This is a genomic window from Pontibacter anaerobius, from assembly GCF_026241195.1.
Classification (GTDB): Bacteria; Bacteroidota; Bacteroidia; order Cytophagales; family Hymenobacteraceae; genus Pontibacter; species Pontibacter anaerobius.
In genome coordinates this window covers 163,752-182,067 of sequence record NZ_JAPFQO010000010.1, presented here as the reverse complement: position 1 = coordinate 182,067, position 18,316 = coordinate 163,752, and the positions used below count along the sequence as shown (strand labels likewise).

13 protein-coding genes are annotated in these 18,316 nt (G+C 51.2%); 7 read left to right on the top strand and 6 right to left on the bottom strand.

The features are described 5' to 3' along the window. The first annotated feature begins 230 nt into the window (after window positions 1–230). From mutY to OO017_RS15600, 7 genes are all read left to right on the top strand, one after another. The gene (gene mutY / locus OO017_RS15630) at window positions 231–1,322 is read left to right on the top strand and encodes an A/G-specific adenine glycosylase (protein ID WP_266053560.1); all 1,092 of its coding nucleotides are present in this window, start codon (window positions 231–233) and stop codon (window positions 1,320–1,322) included. Between the two features lie 115 nt (window positions 1,323–1,437). Beyond that, window positions 1,438–1,908, top strand: coding sequence for a single-stranded DNA-binding protein (locus OO017_RS15625; RefSeq protein ID WP_266053559.1), 471 nt, complete (start codon window positions 1,438–1,440; stop codon window positions 1,906–1,908). A gap of 26 nt (window positions 1,909–1,934) precedes the next feature. Further along, a complete protein-coding gene (gldE, locus tag OO017_RS15620; RefSeq protein ID WP_266053558.1) occupies window positions 1,935–3,305 on the top strand; it encodes a gliding motility-associated protein GldE in 1,371 nt (456 codons plus the stop codon). Then, entirely contained in the window at window positions 3,265–3,885 is a 621-nt protein-coding gene (gldD, locus tag OO017_RS15615; protein ID WP_266053557.1) for a gliding motility lipoprotein GldD, read from the top strand. Before gldE ends, gldD begins: the two co-directional genes overlap by 41 nt. Window positions 3,886–4,604: 719 nt before the next feature. Next, entirely contained in the window at window positions 4,605–6,704 is a 2,100-nt protein-coding gene (gene recG, locus OO017_RS15610) for an ATP-dependent DNA helicase RecG (RefSeq protein WP_266053556.1), read from the top strand. Between the two features lie 257 nt (window positions 6,705–6,961). Beyond that, window positions 6,962–7,666, top strand: coding sequence for a hypothetical protein (locus tag OO017_RS15605; RefSeq protein WP_266053555.1), 705 nt, complete (start codon window positions 6,962–6,964; stop codon window positions 7,664–7,666). A gap of 120 nt (window positions 7,667–7,786) precedes the next feature. Then, entirely contained in the window at window positions 7,787–9,232 is a 1,446-nt protein-coding gene (locus OO017_RS15600) for a hypothetical protein (protein ID WP_266053554.1), read from the top strand. A gap of 120 nt (window positions 9,233–9,352) precedes the next feature. Here OO017_RS15600 and OO017_RS15595 read toward each other — a convergent pair whose 3' ends face one another. The 6 genes from OO017_RS15595 to OO017_RS15570 all read right to left on the bottom strand — a co-directional run bounded on the left by OO017_RS15595 (window position 9,353) and on the right by OO017_RS15570 (window position 18,109). Continuing rightward, window positions 9,353–11,149: an acyl-CoA dehydrogenase FadE gene (locus OO017_RS15595; protein WP_266053553.1), complete on the bottom strand. Its 1,797-nt coding sequence runs from the start codon at window positions 11,147–11,149 to the stop codon at window positions 9,353–9,355. 176 nt (window positions 11,150–11,325) lie between these two features. Beyond that, the gene (locus tag OO017_RS15590; RefSeq protein WP_266053552.1) at window positions 11,326–12,504 is read right to left on the bottom strand and encodes a thiolase family protein; all 1,179 of its coding nucleotides are present in this window, start codon (window positions 12,502–12,504) and stop codon (window positions 11,326–11,328) included. 30 nt (window positions 12,505–12,534) lie between these two features. Beyond that, on the bottom strand, window positions 12,535–14,937 hold the full coding sequence (locus OO017_RS15585) for a 3-hydroxyacyl-CoA dehydrogenase/enoyl-CoA hydratase family protein (RefSeq protein ID WP_266053551.1): 2,403 nt from the start codon (window positions 14,935–14,937) through the stop codon (window positions 12,535–12,537). Between the two features lie 24 nt (window positions 14,938–14,961). Further along, complete coding sequence (locus tag OO017_RS15580) at window positions 14,962–15,396, bottom strand: MarR family winged helix-turn-helix transcriptional regulator (protein WP_266053645.1); 435 nt, start codon at window positions 15,394–15,396, stop codon at window positions 14,962–14,964. Window positions 15,397–15,618: 222 nt separating this feature from the next. Further along, window positions 15,619–16,191, bottom strand: coding sequence for a hypothetical protein (locus tag OO017_RS15575; protein ID WP_266053550.1), 573 nt, complete (start codon window positions 16,189–16,191; stop codon window positions 15,619–15,621). Window positions 16,192–16,351: 160 nt separating this feature from the next. Next, on the bottom strand, window positions 16,352–18,109 hold the full coding sequence (locus tag OO017_RS15570) for an AMP-dependent synthetase/ligase (protein ID WP_266053549.1): 1,758 nt from the start codon (window positions 18,107–18,109) through the stop codon (window positions 16,352–16,354). Between the last annotated feature and the right edge of the window lie 207 nt (window positions 18,110–18,316).

Here is an 18,316-nt window from a genome sequence, read left to right as displayed (position 1 = left end):
GTTTTACTTTTCGAATAGTAAAAGCTTTAGTGCTAAATTATTAGACTTAAAACTACGGCCTTTTTCAAGTGCCTCACCCCGCCTTGTGCAACAGCCGTGCCACGCTCACCACCCCTTAACGCGGCTTCGCACTTTATATTTCAATGTTTACCCATCTGTTTTATACTTGCGCTTGCCCTGAACAAAGCCGTAACTTGCCTGTTCTGCACATCTTAACGCTAAAAAAATTAATGCAAACCGCCGCACACCAACACTTTGCCCAAACGCTCCTGGGCTGGTATGGCCGCCACAAACGCTCCCTGCCCTGGCGCGATACTACAAATCCATACTTTATCTGGCTCTCTGAAGTGATCCTGCAACAGACACGCGTGGCGCAGGGCCTACCCTACTACGAACGGTTTGTAGCGGCCTACCCTACCGTGCAGGACCTGGCCGCAGCCCCGCAGGATGAGGTGCTGCGGCTGTGGCAGGGGCTCGGTTACTACTCCAGGGCCCGCAACATGCACCACACAGCTCAGCTGGTGGTAGAGAAGTATGGCGGGCAATTCCCGGATAAGTATGAGGAGTTGCTAAAGCTGAAGGGTGTAGGCAGCTACACGGCAGCGGCCATTGCGGCTTTTGCTTTTAAGGAGCAGGTGGCCGTGCTCGATGGCAATGTGTTCCGGGTGCTGGCCCGTGTGTTTGGCATCTCGGATGATATCGCCGCGCCATCCTCCCGGAAAATATTCCAGAAACTGGCTGATGAGCTGGTGCCCGCCGGTGAGCCCGACACCTACAACCAGGCCATTATGGAGTTTGGCGCTATACAGTGCACGCCCCTCATGCCTGACTGCCTGTTCTGCCCGCTGCAGCAGAGCTGCTTTGCCTTTAACCACGGCATGGTGCAGGAGCTCCCTGTAAAATCGAAGGCTAAGGCGGCGCGGCCACGTTTCTTCCATTACATAGTTTTTGAACTGGACGGCGCTTTCTACCTACGCAAACGCCTGGAGGGAGACATCTGGCAAGGTCTTTATGATTTTTACCTCTACGAAAGCGACATTAAAGACCTGCCCGAAGAGCAGCTGCTGCTAGAGCTACAGGAGGCTGGGATACCCGTACAAAAGGCACTGCTGCAGCCGCCGGCCAAAGACTATAAACACATTCTCAGCCACCAGAAAATAAACGCGCGTTTTTACCGTATTAAGCTAAAAACACCGTTGAAAGATGAGGTGCTTCAAGAAACAAGGTTAGCCCCTTATAACGTTAAAAAAATAGAGGCTTTACCCAAACCAGTTTTGATAAGCAGCTATTTGAAAGATGCTAAGATTTTAGTATATTTATAGGCTGAAACTAATCTTGAAAGAAAAGCATTCTAGTAGTTTCAGTAAAAGCCATATTTGCCTCCAGCTTGGTTGTTGGAGTAGCCCAATTAAACTTTATTTTTAGACAAAAAAAGACATGGCAAGTGTAAACAAAGTAATTCTGATCGGAAACCTGGGCAAAGACCCGGAAGTACGTCACCTGGAAGGCGGTGTGGCTGTTGCCCGCTTCCCGATCGCAACGTCCGAATCCTTCAAGGATAAGAGCGGGCAGAAGCAGGAGCGCACCGAATGGCATAACATTGTGGTGTGGAGAGGCCTTGCCGAAGTAGCGGAGAAATACCTGCGCAAAGGCAACTCGGTATTCATCGAGGGCAAAATCCGCAGCAACAATTACACCGATAAAGACGGTATCCAGCGTTACAGCACCGAGATCGTGGCCGATAACATGACCATGCTCGGCGGGCGCAGCGACAACGGCGGCAGCGGCGACTACCAGGAGTCCTCTGCGGCAAGCGGCGGTAACTACGCCGGCAACGCAGCAGCCAGCAAAGGCGCCAGTCCGGCTGGTGGCTTCCAGAACGACGAACCCGACGACCTGCCGTTCTAACCTATGTGTCATTAAACTGAACAATCTTGGAAAGTACAGATCCCGGAGACCCCCTGAGTTATAGTTTACTTCAACTTTTACAGAGTTCGTTAACGCAACTCAGGTTAGAATACCTGGTCGCCATTGCTGGCGGCCTGATCCTATTGCTGCTCTCGGCCCTGACCTCAGGCGCCGAGGCAGCCTTTTTCTCTCTTTCGGAGCAGGAGCTGGAGAAATGCAAAACCAGCCCACACACTGCTGAGCAACGTGTGTACCGCCTCCTGCAGAACCCGCGTAAGCTTCTCACTACCATACTTATACTTAACAATGGCATCAATGTAGCCATTATCACGCTGTTTGCCTACGTGGCCTGGCAGTTGTTCGGCACCATGACCTTGTCGGCAGGTGCTTTGGCGCTTTGCATGCTGTTTGCCACCTTCTTTATAGTTTTTTGTGGGGAGGTGCTGCCAAAAGTGTACGTGCAAAAACGCCGCATGCCACTGGTGCGCCGCATGGCCGGCGTGCTCGACAGCTTGCAGCTGCTTATGCGGCCAATCTCATGGCTGCTTATTTCTATCAATGAGCACATCGAGCGCAAGTATATCATTCGGGGGTACACCCATACCATCGAGGAGCTGCACCATAGCCTGGATGTGGCCCTGATCAATGCCGACACCTCACCGGAGGAACGCAAGATTCTGCGTGGCGTGGTAAACTTCGGCGCCATTTCGGTAAAGCAGATCATGCGCCCGCGCATGGATATTGTGGCCTTTAACACAGCCATGACGCTGCCGGAGTTAATGCCGGAAATCGTGAAATGGGGTTACTCGCGCATACCGGTATACTCTGAGAGCACCGACCATATAGAAGGTATACTTTATGTAAAGGACCTGCTGCCGCATCTGGGCCGGGGAGCTGATTTTAACTGGCAGCAACTCGTGCGTCCGCCGTTCTTTGTGCCCGAAACCAAGCGTATCGCCGATCTTTTCCAGGATTTTAAGGAAAAGCACGTGCACATGGCCATTGTAATAAACGAATACGGCGGTACGGTAGGCCTGCTTACCCTGGAGGATATTGTGGAGGAGATTGTAGGTGAGATCAACGATGAGTTTGACGACGACGATGATATAATCTACTCCCAACTCGACGAAAATACCTTTATCTTTGATGGCAAGACCTCGCTGCACGATTTCTGCAAAATTACCGAGGTGCCTTTTGATGCCTTTGACGAGGTGAAGGGCGAAAACGAGACGGTGGCCGGACTGATGCTGGCGCTGTTCTCCAGAATTCCGAGAGTGGGCGAGAACACAGATTTCGGTCGCTTCCACTTCACCGTTGAGTCGGCGGACACGAAGCGCGTAAAACGAGTAAAAATCAATGTCGCAAGCAAAAAAGAACAGTATTATAAAGTTGGGTAGCCTGAAGGCGCTTTTGTGGTTTGGACTGGGCGCCGGCGTGGCAGCCTGCGGAGCTGAGGAGTATACCCCAAAACCCAAAGGCTATAACCGCATCGACCTGCCGACGCAGGCTTACCAGCAACTGCAGGAACAGCACCCATATACTTTTGAGTACTCGGCCCACGCCAAAATCCGACCTGACTCCTCCGGCATCGCGCAGCCGCACTGGATCAACATCATCTATCCAAGCCTGGGTGCCAACGTGCAGCTGACATATAAAAAGCTCGAAAATAACGAAAAGATGCTCAACAATCTGGTGGAGGACGCCCGCAAGCTAACCTCCAAGCACCAGATAAAGGCCTATGCCATTGAGGAGTCTGAAATAAAGATACCTACCGGGGATGTGGCAGCTGTGTTTGAGCTGGAGGGCGAGGTACCGAGCCAGTTCCAGTTCTACGTAACCGACTCTAGTACCCACTTTTTAAGAGGCGCTTTATACTTCAGAACAGCCACCCAGAACGACTCCCTGGCCCCAGTGATCGAGTTCGTGAAAAAGGACATCGTGCATCTGCTGAACACGCTGGAGTGGAAGGAGAAGTAGGTGTTGTTAATTGTTGATTGTTTGATCGGAAAGTGTACGTATGACCTCGCAGCGTGCGCAGCTCCAATGCGGGCATCTGGATCGGAGCCAACCACCCCTACCCCTCCTTGTCTAAGGAGGGAAGTTTTTCGCAGATGTAAACCCACCCCCCAACCCCTCCGAGGAGGGGTATTTCAACTCTTCATCCCATCGCTGTCATCTCGACCGCTAGGGAGAGATCTGAATCAGGATTTACAGGATTTTTCACCGTTGTACAACTCCAGATTTCTCCCGAAGGTCGAAATGACAGTATAGCCACAGCTATCGAAAAATGATCCCAGCCTTTGCGTTGAGCGCCTTGTGAGATTCCGGTGCCCGGAGGGCATTGCGACCGCAGGGTAGCAAAGGAAGGGAACACAGCGCGATGCGAAAAGGCGAGGCCTCCCGGCCTTGAGGGAGCCAAAGCCAGAGGTGAAACGATAGGTTCGTAAGACTGAGCATGAATGGAAGACAGAACAGATAGCTTAGCTCAAGTTGATGGAAGCAGTGGTTAATGTAAGAGGGCCAAGCGGACGTTTGCCCTAAATGAGATCCGGAACAGCTGGAGTAACAGGAAACACAAGTATAAAACCAAAGCTAAAGTATAAAGCTCCTCCATCACTAACACCTGTCCCGTCTTTTGCTTATTTTTGTACTTTGTACTACTTGCCAATCCTTCACCCGAAAGCAAGCCAAAGACCGTGAGTAACTTCTTCAACACCAAAATAGAATTCCTGAAGGGCGTGGGGCCGATGCGGGCGGAGCTGTTGCAGAAAGAACTCGGCATCTTCACCTACGGCGACCTTATCCAGCATTACCCCTTCCGCTACCTCGACCGCACCCAGTTTTACAAAGTGGCCGAGCTGGACGAGAGCATGCCTTACGTACAGGTGCGCGGCCGGATCCGGGGCAAAGAGCTGATCGGTGAGGGCCGCAAGCAGCGCCTGGCAGCCACCTTGGTGGACGAAAATGGCGACCAGCTGGAGCTGGTGTGGTTTAAGGGCGTGAAGTGGATGGAGAAGACGCTGAAGAACCACACCGACTACATCGTTTTCGGCAAACCGACCTCGTTTAACGGCAGGTTTAACATGGCGCACCCGGAGCTGGAAGAACTGGCCGAAGAGCGCCAGACTACCTCCTTCCTGCAGCCTGTTTACAACACCACCGAAAAACTCAAAGCCCATCGCATCGACAGCAAGGTGATCAGCAAGATGATGGAGATGCTCCTGAAAGTGGCGCTGCCGCAGGTGCAGGAGTCGCTGTCGCCGGAGCTGATCGATACCTACAAGCTGATGGACAAGCGCAGCGCCTATGCCAACATCCACTTCCCGGAAACGGCAGATAAGTATAACAAGGCCAAGTTTCGGCTCAAGTTCGAGGAACTGTTTTACATTCAGCTGCGCCTGTTCCGCCAGAAGGTGGTGCGCAAAGCCGACCTGAAGGGGCAGGTCTTCAAGCATGTTCCTACCCTCAACGACTTTTATAAAAACCACCTCACCTTCGACCTGACCAACGCGCAGAAGCGGGTGGTGAAAGAGATATACGCCGATTTAACAGCGGGCAAGCAGATGAACCGCCTGCTGCAGGGCGACGTGGGCTCCGGCAAAACCATCGTGGCCTTTATCACCATGCTGATCGCCGCCGACAACGGGGCGCAGTCGGTGCTGATGGCCCCTACCGAGATCCTGGCCGACCAGCATTATGTAGGCCTGAAGCAATTCGCCGACCGCCTGGGTATAAACCTGGGCAAACTGACCGGCTCCACCAAAGCCAAAGACCGCAAGGTGCTGCACGAGCAGCTGCGCTCCGGCGAGATGAAAATGATTGTGGGTACGCATGCCTTGCTGGAGGACGTGGTGCAGTTCCAGAACCTGGGCCTCTGCATCGTGGACGAGCAGCACCGCTTTGGCGTGGAGCAGCGCTCCAAGTTGTGGCGCAAGAACCCGCGCATCATCCCGCATGTGCTCGTGATGACGGCCACCCCTATCCCCCGCACGCTGGCCATGACCTTGTACGGCGACCTGGACGTGTCGGTGATTGACGAACTGCCGGCCGGCCGAAAAGAGATCATCACCACCCATCGTTTTGATTCGCACCGCCTGCGCGTGTTCCAGTTCCTCCGCGACCAGATACAGCTGGGCCGACAGGTGTACATTGTGTACCCGCTTATTGAGGAATCGGAGCAGATGGAGAATTACAAAGACCTGATGGACGGTTTCGAGAGCGTGCGGCGGGCTTTCCCGGAGTATAAGGTAAGTATGGTGCACGGCAAGATGAAGGCGCAGGATAAGGACTACGAGATGCAGCGCTTCGTGAAGAACGAGACGCAGATCATGGTGGCCACTACCGTGATCGAGGTGGGTGTGAACGTGCCGAATGCCTCGGTGATGATCATCGAGAGTGCCGAGCGCTTTGGCTTGTCGCAGTTGCACCAGCTGCGCGGGCGCGTGGGCCGTGGTGCAGAGCAGAGTTACTGTATACTTATGACAGGATACAAGTTGAGCAAAGACAGCAAGACCCGCCTCGAGACGATGGTGCGCACCAACAACGGCTTCGAGATTGCCGACATCGACCTGAAATTGCGCGGCCCCGGTGACCTGATGGGCACGCAGCAAAGCGGTGTGCTGGATCTGCTGATCTCCGACTTGGCCAAAGATGCGCCTATACTTCAGGAGGCACGCGCCGCCGCCCAGCGCGTGCTGCACCAGGACCCGCAGTTGGAGCAGCCTGAAAACGCCAACATCCGCCGCCACATCCAGTCACTGAGCGCCAACACGGTTAACTGGAGCAGGATTAGCTGAGTTAAAAAGTTAGGGCAGTTTGCACTTTGGTTCCACGCGAAACAATAGCTGTGGGTTAATATTGCGGCTGGTTATACTTTGAGTAAAATCCAGTATATTAGGTAGCACAATTATATTTATCCGCCTACCATTGATTGACTAACGTGATAATTACTTACATACACTAGTTATGGGCAAGTTTTAAATCCACAGTTGTGAAAGTTCTCATTTATATATTATCGTTTTTCCTCTTGAGCTGCACAGCGCAAGAAAAACCAGTGTTCCAAACATTAAAAATAAAGCACACCTTTGGCGATGAGAGTTATACTGTTAGGGAAATGTCCTTTAATCTGGAAGGCAATGCTGTTGTCGGAAGGATTACAATTCCTAATAAGGATAAACTTGCTTCATCCAGAACTGTACTAAGCGAAAAATCAATATCAAATTTAAACTCTTTCGTGAAGTTAGCGGAAACCTATTCCGAGGATTGCGAGGAAACCATGCATAGTTCTTATGTTCAATATTACGAAGTTGAAATAGACGACAGAGAATTGAAAATATTTAAATTCTGCGATTGGAAATCCTTAACATTTGAGAATTTAGAAACCCAAATTTTTGAAAGCTATTTCAAGGAACTTCAATTTGAGAGAAAGAACTTTAATGTTTTGCTTGCAAAAAGATTGGCTGGTAAATGGGTGGAAAACGAAAAACTTGAAAACCTAAAGTTAGAATCAGAATGGAAATTGGAAAAAATTCCTGATAACTCGCCAATGGATGAATATCTTGAATTTATTCAACCTCAAAAAGCGATATTATACCGCAAAAAGAGAAAAATATATTATGATTACCAATTTGAAATTATAAATGGTATTACCTATTTGTTTATGAATGGTGATGATGAAAAAAATGGTGAAGGATTAATCTATGGGCAAAGATTTAAGGTTATTGAATTTACGAACAGCCAAATCAAATTAGTTCATTAATAGCAACCCTACCCATAACCACACCTAAACTTTAGCTACTCCTCAGCCTAGCCTTAGCAACTGCCCACAATCAATACTCAAAACCACCGTTTTACCTACACCATAAACCCTTTACAACCCGTGAATAAGCCTTTTATACTCTTTATACTCCTCTGCCTGCTTTGCCAGCAGCAGGTTATACTTGCCCAGTCCAAAACCAGGGCAGCCGTAGACTTTAGTTACCAGCCTAACCCGGAGGAAGACCACTATAACGAGCGCCTGCCGCACAAATCCATACCTGTGGGCCAGAGCGAGTTCATACTTTTAAACCGCCAAGGTGATGGTAAGTACACCGTGGAGAAGTATAACGCCGACCTGAAAAAGCAGTGGGCAGCGGAGATTCCGATGGCCGCAGGCGAGGAAGTGGATAAATTTACAGCCAGCCAGGAGGCGGCATTGGTAGTAACGCACCGGCAGGAAGGTAAAAACCAGCTGTTGCACGCGCACCGCATCAGCCTGAAAAACGGCAAAGCGGAGAAGTCGGAACAACTGCTGGAGGCTCCTTCCAAAGGCCGTCGGGCAGGTGTGGCCGTGTCTGCCGACGGCTCGCAGGTGCTGGCCTACCGCTTCCATACCGATAACAGTTTCCAGATACAGAGCATCAGCGGCACACTTTACGACGGCAACTTGAAAAAGCAGCAGGACGTGAAGTATGACCTGAGCGATTTGCGCGGCATCCTGACGGCCGACATCAAGGTGGGCAATGGCGGCGAGCAGTATGTGAACCTGATCTCCGACCAGATGAACCGCCTGAGCGTACGCCAGTACAAGCCGGGAAGCAAAAAAGCGCAGGTGATGTCGGTACTGGTGGGCGGCGTGTTTGATGGCAAGAAAGTATACATCCGCGACACGCGCTTCGAGCTGATGCCGGATGGGCAAATGTACGGCGCCGTGCTGACGGCCGATGAGAAGACCGGCAGCTACTACAGCCTCAAAGCCGTGCAGTATGACTTTGAGAATGAAGACATGCGCTTTGCCGAGGAGCTTAAATTCACGCCGGATTATGTGCAGAAGGTAAATGCGCTGGACAAGGCCAATAAAAGCAACAAACTGCAGGACATCTACCTGACCGACCTCTTTCTGACACCGGAAAAGCAGCTGCTTATACTTGCCGAGAAAAAGTATACCGAGGGCGGCGAGGATGCGCCATACTTCGCCAAGGAGCTGCACCTGTTCGCCTACGACGAGTACATGACCTTCGACTGGAACTCGGTGTTGATGAAGCAGCAGCAGGCGCCGGCCTCTGAGGGATTCACTGGCATCTCTTACAGCCCATTCCTGGAGGGCAACACCTTGAACCTGCTCACGCTGGAGAACCTCAACAACAAGTATGATTTATACTTGCGCCAGATTAACGCCAGCAACGGCAACTCATCTGCCCCACAAGCCCTGCGCCTTAGCATACCAGCCGACGGCAAGCAGGCTTACATTAAAGACTATACTACCTGGCTAGGCCCGAAAAACCTGGTAACGGTGCTGCGCAGCGGCAAAAAAGACCTGCAGTTGATGCGCGTAGAAATTAAGTAAAGTATAAGTTACACTGTAAAAGAAAAGCGCAGTAGCCTAGGCCGCTGCGCTTTTCTTTTGTGTTTTAATAAAAGGCTACAGCCAAAAGCAGCAACCTTTCGAACTATAAATGGTCAGAAATTAATAAACAAATTCGTTTGCCTCGATCAGGGCGGCTGCGATGCGGCGACGGGCCTCTTTGGTATTGTAAAGGTCTTTCTTCGTGAAACGCTTCAGACCCATGAACAACAGACGCTGCTCATCACCCTCAGCCATCGAAGCGATCGCCTCTTTTCCAGCTTTAAAGGAAGTGTCCACGGCATCATTCACCACCACGCGCACCATGTCGATCTGGTTTGCCACAGCCTCTTCGCCTTTCACGCCCACTAGTTTCTCCACGCGCAGCAGCGTAGACTCCGCCACATAGGTCTTAATGGCCATGTCGGCGATGTTCATCAGTATTTCCTGCTCCTTGGCCAGCGAGTTCATGTACTTCTGCACGGCTGTACCGGCTACCATCAGAATAGCTTTCTTCAGGTTCTTGATCGCCTTGTGCTCGGCAGAGAACAGGGTTTCTTCCTCTGTACTGAAATCCGGAATAGCCATCAGCTCCTGCTGCACCGCCTGGGCAGGGCCCATCAAATCCAGCTCGCCTTTCAGGGCTTTCTTCAGGATCATATCCACGGTAAGCATGCGGTTGATCTCGTTGGTGCCCTCAAAGATGCGGTTAATGCGCGAATCGCGGTAAGCGCGGTCCATCGGGTAGTCGGCAGAGAAGCCGTAACCACCATAAATCTGCACACCTTCGTCCACCACGTAGTCCAGCACCTCAGAGCCCTCTACTTTCAACATGGCGGCCTCCACGGCAAACTCGCGGGCAGCACCCAGCAGCGCCTCGTTTTCGTTGGCACCACCGGCCATCAGCTCCTGCTCCTTGCGGTAAATATCCATACCACAGCGGTATAAGGCCGACTCTACGGCGTAAATGCGGATGGCCTGCTCCGCCAGTTTATACTTGATAGCGCCGAACTTAGAGATTGGCAGCTTGAACTGGTGGCGCTCGTTAGCATACTTCACCGACAGGTCGGCTACTTTTTTAGCAGCACCCAGGGTAGCGGCACCCAGTTTAATACGGCCAATGTTCAGGATGTTGAAGGCAATCAGGTGGCCTTTGCCAATCTCGCCCAGCACATTCTCCTTCGGCACTTCGCAGTCTTCGAAGAAAACCTGGCGGGTGGATGAGCCCTTGATACCCATCTTGTGCTCTTCGTTGCCCAAGCTTAGGCCTTTCGAGCCCTTATCTACAATAAAGCCCGTGAACTTGTCGCCGTCTACCTGCGCGAACACCACAAACACATCGGCAAAGCCCGCGTTGGTGATCCACATTTTCTGGCCGTTCAGGATGTAGTGTGTGCCTGCCTCGTTCAGCTCGGCTTTGGTTTTGGCTGCCAGCGCGTCAGAACCGGAGCCCGGCTCGGTTAAGCAGTAAGCCGACATCCATTCGCCGCTCACCAGCTTCGGGATATACTTGTTCTTCTGCTCCTCGGTGCCAAAGTATAAAATTGGCAGCGTACCGATACCGGTGTGCGCCGCGAAGGCAACCGGGAACGAGTGCCCACCACCTACTGACTCTGTTACCAGCAGCGATGTATTAAAGTCCATGTTCAGGCCGCCGTACTGCTCCGGAATCGACACCGCGAACAGGCCAAGCTCACCTGCTTTTTTCATCAGGTCTTCCATCAGGCCTTCCTCGTGGTTATCCAGTCGGTCCAGCAGCGGGTATACTTCGTCGCGCACGAAATCGCGGCAGGTTTGCGCCATCATACGTTGCTCCTCGTTAAAATCGGCAGGTATAAATACGTCCTGCGGGTTAGTCTCCTTTATCAGGAACTCCCCGCCCTGGATGGCAGCGTTTTTTTTATCTGTTATATTTTCCATGGCAGATTATTTTAGATGTTTTAGATACAGTTTTAGTTCGTTTGTATTAAGCTGATGCTGGCGCGAGCGTCCTCGCTCGTGTCTAACTATAGTTTGGGACTCTGGCCCAGTTGAGTTACAAACTCAACATCATAGTAAGGCACGAGTTGCAAACTCGCGCCAGCAAACCAGCTTGTTTACTTCAGCAGCTCATAAATACCGGCTACCCCCTGGCCGCCGCCAACGCAGGCAGTTACCAACCCATGCTTGCCGCCTGTGCGGCGCAGGTCGCTGAAGAGTTGCACCGACAGTTTAGCACCAGAGCAGCCCAGCGGGTGACCAAGGGCAATGGCGCCGCCGTTGATGTTCAGTTTATCGGGGTCCATGTCTAGGTGGCGCATGACGGCGATAGACTGTGCAGCAAAGGCTTCGTTCATCTCTATCAGGTCTATGTCATTCAGTGTCATGCCAGCCATTTTCAGGGCTTTCGGCACCGCTGCGATCGGCCCCATACCCATGATGCGCGGATCCACACCGCCGGTGCCGTAGCTTATCAGGCGCGCGATCGGCTCCAGGTTCAGCTCTTTCACCATGCGCTCGCTCATCACAATCACAAAGGCAGCCCCATCGGATGTCTGAGAAGAGTTACCGGCCGTTACTGTACCACCTGCGGCAAAAACTGGTTTTAGGCGCGCCAGTGCCTCCATGGAGGTATCGGCACGCGGACCTTCGTCGGTATCTACCACATAGGTGCGGGTCTTCTTTTTATTGTTCTCGTCCAGGTAGGTTTCCTCCACGGTTACCGGCACGATCTGATCTTTAAAGTAGCCGTTTTTGATGGCGTTGATCGCTTTCTGGTGCGACTTGAAGGCAAACTCGTCCTGGTCTTCACGTGAAACATTGTAGTCGTTGGCTACCGCTTCGGCTGTTAAGCCCATGCTCAGGTACCAATCCGGGTTCTTGCTGGCGATTTTATAGTTCGGAACCGTTTTCCAGCCAGCCGTTGGCACCATCGACATAGATTCCGTTCCACCTGCCACGATGCAATCAGCCATACCTGCCTGAATGCGGTTAGCGGCAATGGCTATGGTTTCCAGGCCGGAGCCGCAGTAGCGGTTCACCGTCATACCACTCACCGACATCGGCAGCGCCAGCAGCGAGATCATGCGTCCGATCTGCAGGCCCTGTTCCGCTTCCGGCACGGCGTTCCCCACAATCAGGTCGTCCACGCGCTCCGGGTCCAAAGCGGGCACAGAGGCCATTACTTGTTTGATGACATCAGCGGCCAGGTCATCAGGTCTGGTGAACCGAAATCCGCCACGGCCCGCTTTACCCACGGCGCTTCGAAATCCGGTTACGATATATGCATTATTCATTTTGATGCTTTTTTAGATTATACTATAGACTTAGTTTCTCAGCGGCTTGCCTGTGGTCAGGATGCTCTGGATACGCTCCAGCGTTTTGCGCTCACCTGTCAACGACAGGAAGGCCTCACGCTCCAGGTCCAGCAGGTACTGCTCGCTTACCTCTGTTGGTGCCGACAAGTCGCCACCGCACATTACATAAGCCAGTTTCTCCGAAATCTTTTTATCATGCTCTGAGATATAGCGGCCGGTATACATGGCATTCGCGCCTGTCAGGAACATGCCCAACGCGCCTTTGCCCTGTACTTTAACATTAGTGCGCTGCACCGGTTTTGTATAACCCGCTTCAGCCATAAGTATAGCCTGCGCCTTGGCATCAGCAATCAGGCGGTTGCTGTTGATGGTGATGTCATCAGACTTGCGCATATAGCCTAAATCTATCGCCTCCTTAGCTGAAGTTGATACTTTGGCCATACCTATCGTCAGGAACACGTTCTTCAGGTCGTTGTACTCAATGTCGCCGTCGGCATACATATCGGCTGCACGTAGCGTCATCTCTTTTGTACCGCCACCGCCTGGTATCAGGCCAACACCAAACTCCACTAAGCCCATGTAGGTCTCAGCGGCAGCTTGCACGTGGTCGCAGTGCAGGTTAAGCTCGCAGCCACCGCCCAGCGTCAGGCCGTGCGGGGCACCCACTACAGGTATAGCCGAGTATCGCATGCGCATCATGGCATCCTGGAACTGCTTGATCATGAAGTTGATCTCGTCGTACTCCTGCTCCAGCGCGTACATATACACCAGACCCAGGTTAGCACCCGCCGAGAAGTTAGCTCCCTGGTTACCAACCACCATGCCTCTGAAGTCTTTTTCTGCCAGCTCCACGCCTTTCATCAGGCCCTGAATTACATCGCCGCCCAAGGTGTTCATCTTTGAGTGGAATTCTACGTTCAGGATACCATCGCCTAGGTCAAGTACAGTTGCGCAGCTGTTCTTCCAGATCACGTTGTTGCCGCGCAGGTTATCCAGTATGATAAAGTTCTCAGCGCCGGGTATGGCCTTATACTCTTTGCTTTGGATGTCGTAGTAGCGGCGGGTCCCGTTTTCCACGATGTAGAAGGATTCCTTGCCATGTTCCAACATTTCCTCTACCCAACGGGCCGGCTGGTAGCCGTTCTCGATCATACGCTGCACGCCTTCGCGGGCACCAATGGCATCCCAGTACTCGAACGGACCAAGTTCCCAGCCAAAGCCGGCTCGCATGGCGTCGTCTATCCTATAAAGCTCATCAGAAATTTCCGGGATGCGGTTGCTCACGTACTGGAACAATCCGAACAGCGACTCATTAAAGAATTGCGCGGCTTTATCTGTTTGCTTAGAGAAAGTTTTGATACGCTTCTTCAGGTCATCTATCGGCTTCAGTACCTCCAGGCTCTGGAACTTAGGGCGCTGCTTTGGCCCATACTCCATGGTGTTCAGGTCCAGCGTCAGGATCTCTGTTTTACCCTTTGCGTCTTTTGTCTTTTTGTAGAAACCCTGCCCGGTTTTGTCTCCCAGCCACTTGTTCTCTACCATCTTCTGCAGGTAATCCGGCAGCTTAAACAACTCCCTGGATTCGTCCTTCTCGCCAGTCTGGTACAAGCCGTTAGCCACATTCGCCAGCGTATCCAAACCAACCACATCCAGCGTGCGGAACGTAGCTGACTTCGGACGGCCGATGATCGGGCCGGAGATCCTATCAACCTCATCCACGTTCAGGCCAAGCTTGTTCATCACCTGCAGGCCTTGCATGATGGCGTAGATACCCACACGGTTCGCAATGAAGGCTGGTGTATCTTTAGCTAGTACCGTAGTCTTGCCCAAGTATAGATCGCCGTAGTGCATCAGGAAATCCACCACCCTCTGGTCTGTTTCCGGAGTAGGGATGATCTCGAGAAGCTTCAGGTAACGCGGTGGGTTAAAGAAGTGGGTGCCGCAGAAGTGTTTCTTAAAGTCATCAGAACGGCCGTCCAGCATCATGTGGATCGGGATGCCCGATGTATTCGAGGAAACAAGCGTACCCGGCTTGCGGTGCTGCTCCACCTGGTCGTACACCAGCTTCTTTATCTTCAGGTTCTCCACCACTACCTCAATGGTCCAATCGGCGGTGGCGATGTCCTTCATGTTATCTTCGAAGTTACCTGTGTTTATCAGGCTGGCATCTGACTTGCGGTAAAGCGGCGACGGGTTAGAATTGATAGCCGCTTTGAGCGAACTATCCACAATGCGATTGCGCACGGCTTTGTTTTCCAAAGTCAGGCCTTTTTTCTCCTCTTCCGGCGTCAGCTCTTTTGGTACGATGTCGAGCAGCAGCACCTGCACCCCGATGTTGGCGAAGTGGCAGGCAATACGGGAGCCCATCACCCCGGAGCCAAGCACGGCTACTTTCTTAATTATTCTTTTCATAGAATAGCGATAGTTGTCTATGGTTTAAAAGATTTCTTTATTCTCGATCATGCCTAGGATGCGGCCACACACTTTAAAGAACACATCCAGGTCCTCCTGCGGTATCTCCTCGCGCACCTTATTATTAAATTGCTTTACCGTTAGCCGCGACACCTCTTTTTTCTCGAGCCCCTTCTCCGTCAGGAAAATGCGCACCAGGCGCTTGTCGTTTGGGTCCGATACTTTATAAATGAGGTTTTTCTCCTCCATACTTTTGAGGATGCGGGTGAGGCTGCGTGCCTCCAGACCGAGCAAGGGAGCAATTTTGGTGGCGGGTGTGCCCTGCTCCTGGTCAATGTTGAGCAGCACAAAGCCAATGGACGTGGTAATATCGTTCTGCACCGCCTCAGCATTATACATCCGCGAGATGGCGTGCCAACATACTTTAAAGTTATAGTCTACTGTTTCTTCTGGCTTCATCATTCGTAATGGTGTATACCAAATATAGGTAAATATGTTATGCTTGCATACCTTTTTTGGAAAATATTTTATCTCCCCTTCAGGTGCAGCAGCTGGAGGTAATTTTATAAAGGTTGCCGGTATAGTTATACTCTAAACTAACAGATGGGATTTGCTATAGTTTGAGAAAGTATGAATGGGGTAAGAAAAAAGCCCTTTCCGGGGTGGAAAGGGCTTTATAGTTTATAAAGTATCGACCTGCATATTAAATTTATCAGACACTCGAACAGGAGGAGATGACCTTACCTCATTTTCTGTAGTAAAACTGCGGTTATCGCTAACTACCATTTTATAACTGTCTAGAAAGCGAAGAAACATATGAACGCCTAAAGCACCTTTATTATCCAGATTTCCTCTCATTTGCACTTTGCCATCCGGCAATTCAACGTATATTGAATGGTCGGCAGCACCTTGCGCTTCAGGGAAGCCGGACTTGAGGCTGTTAAAGTCAAGTGATTTGAGCAAAGCATACACCTGTGCCATTGCAACAGAATCCAGTTGCCCATTATAGTTCTTACCAACTATTTCATAATCTCTTAATCTATAATAAATAGTACCATCCTTATAAACCTCCACGTCTTTGGTATTCCATCCAGGGCAAGCACAAACCATTGTAAGAATAATTTTCTCAAACTCTATCTTCTCTGTCTCTTGATGCTTTTCTGCCATTTCTTCCGCAACTATTGTCTCAGGCTGCATCTCAGCTTGGCAAGAGAAGCAAAACATGATCATAAATAAAAATGTAAAACGAATCATAGAATGCTATTTGAACAGACACATCTATAAACAAAATCATCCTGAAAGAACCTTAGCAGAGGCTTAACCTCCCTCCGACTAAGATTTTTTCAGGATGACAAACTAAGTTAATGAAGTATGGCTGCGAACCCAACTACGAGCATCAGCCACACTTTATACTTTAATACATACTCTCGATCACGTCGTGGTAATTGGTTGTGATGGCTTTGCGCTTCACCTTCAGGGTTGGGGTTAGCTCGCCGCTCTCCACAGTCCATAGGGTTGGGATCAGCGTGAACTTCTTCACGGTTTCGTACTGCGCCAGTCCTTCGTTGGCCTTATCTACCTCACGCTTGAACTTATCGATTACTTCCGGGTGCTTGATCATCTCCTCATCAGAAGTATACTTTATACCTTTGTGCACAGCCCAATCCTGCAGCCCCAGAAACGATGGCACGATGAGCGCGGAGGCATACTTGCGGCCATCGCCCACAATCATCACCTGCTCTATCACCACCGACTCCTTCAGTTTGTTCTCGATTGGCTGCGGCGCCACATACTTGCCACCGGAGGTCTTGAACATCTCTTTCTTGCGGTCTGTTATCTTCAGGTACTTGCCCTGGATCATCTCCCCAATGTCGCCGGTATGGAACCAGTTATCCTGATCGATCACCTCGGCAGTAAGGTCCGGCTTTTTGTAGTAGCCCTTCATTACGTGCGGTCCACGGGTCAAAATCTCACCGTCTTCGGCAATCTTAATCTCCACCCCGTCAATGGCCATACCTACCGTGCCGATCATGTTGTTCTCCGGCTCGTAGCGGTTCACCGAAATCACCGGCGAGGTTTCGGTTAGGCCATAGCCCTCCATAACGCGGATGTTGGCCGACCAGAACACGCGCGCCAGACGCGGCTGCAGCGCAGCGCCACCCGACACAATCACCCTCACGTTGCCACCCAGGGCCTCGCGCCACTTGCTGAAGATAATCTTGTTCGCCAGCTCCAGCTGCTTGTTGTACCACCAGCCATGGTCTACCTGCGGGTCATACTTCAGGCCAAGCTCCAGCGCCCAGAAAAACAGCTTGCGCTTTACGCCCGTCAGCTCCATGCCGGTGGCCACAATCTTGTCGTACACCTTCTCCAGCAGGCGCGGCACCGTGGTAAACAGGTGCGGTTTCACCTCTTTCAGGTTATCGGCTACTTTCTCTATACTTTCGGCATAGTAAATAGACACCCCAATGCGGAAGTACAGGTACAACAGCATGCGCTCGAACACATGGCAAAGGGGCAGGAAGCTCAGCGCACGGTGATTATGATCTACGGGCACATAAGGCACGGTACCCTGCACGTTGCTCATCAGGTTATTGTGCGTCAGCATCACGCCCTTCGGGTTTCCGGTGGTACCGGAAGTATAAATAATGGTCAGGATATCGTCTGGCTTAACAGCGGCCTTCAGTGGCTCCAGTTGCTCTGCGTTCTCCTTTTCACCCATCTCCAGCACCTCTTTCCAGTTCTTGGCGCCGTGTATCTCATCAAATGTATAAATCTCTTTTATACCTTCCATGCCCTCGGTGGCAGCCGCTACTTTGTTGTAAAGCGTAGCATCCGCCACGAAAATGGCCTTTACCTCGGCATCGTTAAAGATGTAGCGGTAATCCTCCTCCGTGATGGTTGGGTACATCGGCACGCTGATGGCACCGATCTGCTGGATACCAAAATCCACCAGCACCCACTCCGGGCGGTTAAAGGAGATGATCGCAACTTTATCCTCTTTCCGGATGCCCAGCTGCAGTAGGCCAAGGCTCACCTTGTTGGCGTACTCCTGCACATCGCTGGTGGTATACTTTTGCCAGTTGCCATTCACCTTAGCCGCCAAACAATCGGGCTTTGGGTAACTCTGCATCTGGTGTGGCAAAAGGTCGAAGGTCCTTGTTAGGTTCATATAGTGTCTGCGTTATACAACAGTGTTTTGATTAGTTAGCTTGCAACAAGGCTAAATGCAGGGCAAAATAGCCTGTTATTGATGCATTTTAATTATTTTTTTCGAATTCTGCCACGGCAGGCCATATAAATATTTCCCATGTGTTATATTTATACTTTTAGAAGTATAACTCTGCTTCCAAATTAGACAGTGCCTGTTACCTATACT

Excerpts from the sequence above, each read along its gene's own strand:
- mutY (WP_266053560.1), top strand. The coding sequence starts at position 231 with ATGCAAACCGCCGCACACCAACACTTTGCCCAAACGCTCCTGGGCTGG.
- OO017_RS15625 (WP_266053559.1), top strand. The coding sequence starts at position 1,438 with ATGGCAAGTGTAAACAAAGTAATTCTGATCGGAAACCTGGGCAAAGAC.
- gldD (WP_266053557.1), top strand. The coding sequence starts at position 3,265 with ATGTCGCAAGCAAAAAAGAACAGTATTATAAAGTTGGGTAGCCTGAAG.
- OO017_RS15595 (WP_266053553.1), bottom strand. The coding sequence starts at position 11,149 with ATGGAAAATATAACAGATAAAAAAAACGCTGCCATCCAGGGCGGGGAG.
- OO017_RS15590 (WP_266053552.1), bottom strand. The coding sequence starts at position 12,504 with ATGAATAATGCATATATCGTAACCGGATTTCGAAGCGCCGTGGGTAAA.
- OO017_RS15585 (WP_266053551.1), bottom strand. The coding sequence starts at position 14,937 with ATGAAAAGAATAATTAAGAAAGTAGCCGTGCTTGGCTCCGGGGTGATG.
- OO017_RS15580 (WP_266053645.1), bottom strand. The coding sequence starts at position 15,396 with ATGAAGCCAGAAGAAACAGTAGACTATAACTTTAAAGTATGTTGGCAC.
- OO017_RS15575 (WP_266053550.1), bottom strand. The coding sequence starts at position 16,191 with ATGATTCGTTTTACATTTTTATTTATGATCATGTTTTGCTTCTCTTGC.
- OO017_RS15570 (WP_266053549.1), bottom strand. The coding sequence starts at position 18,109 with ATGAACCTAACAAGGACCTTCGACCTTTTGCCACACCAGATGCAGAGT.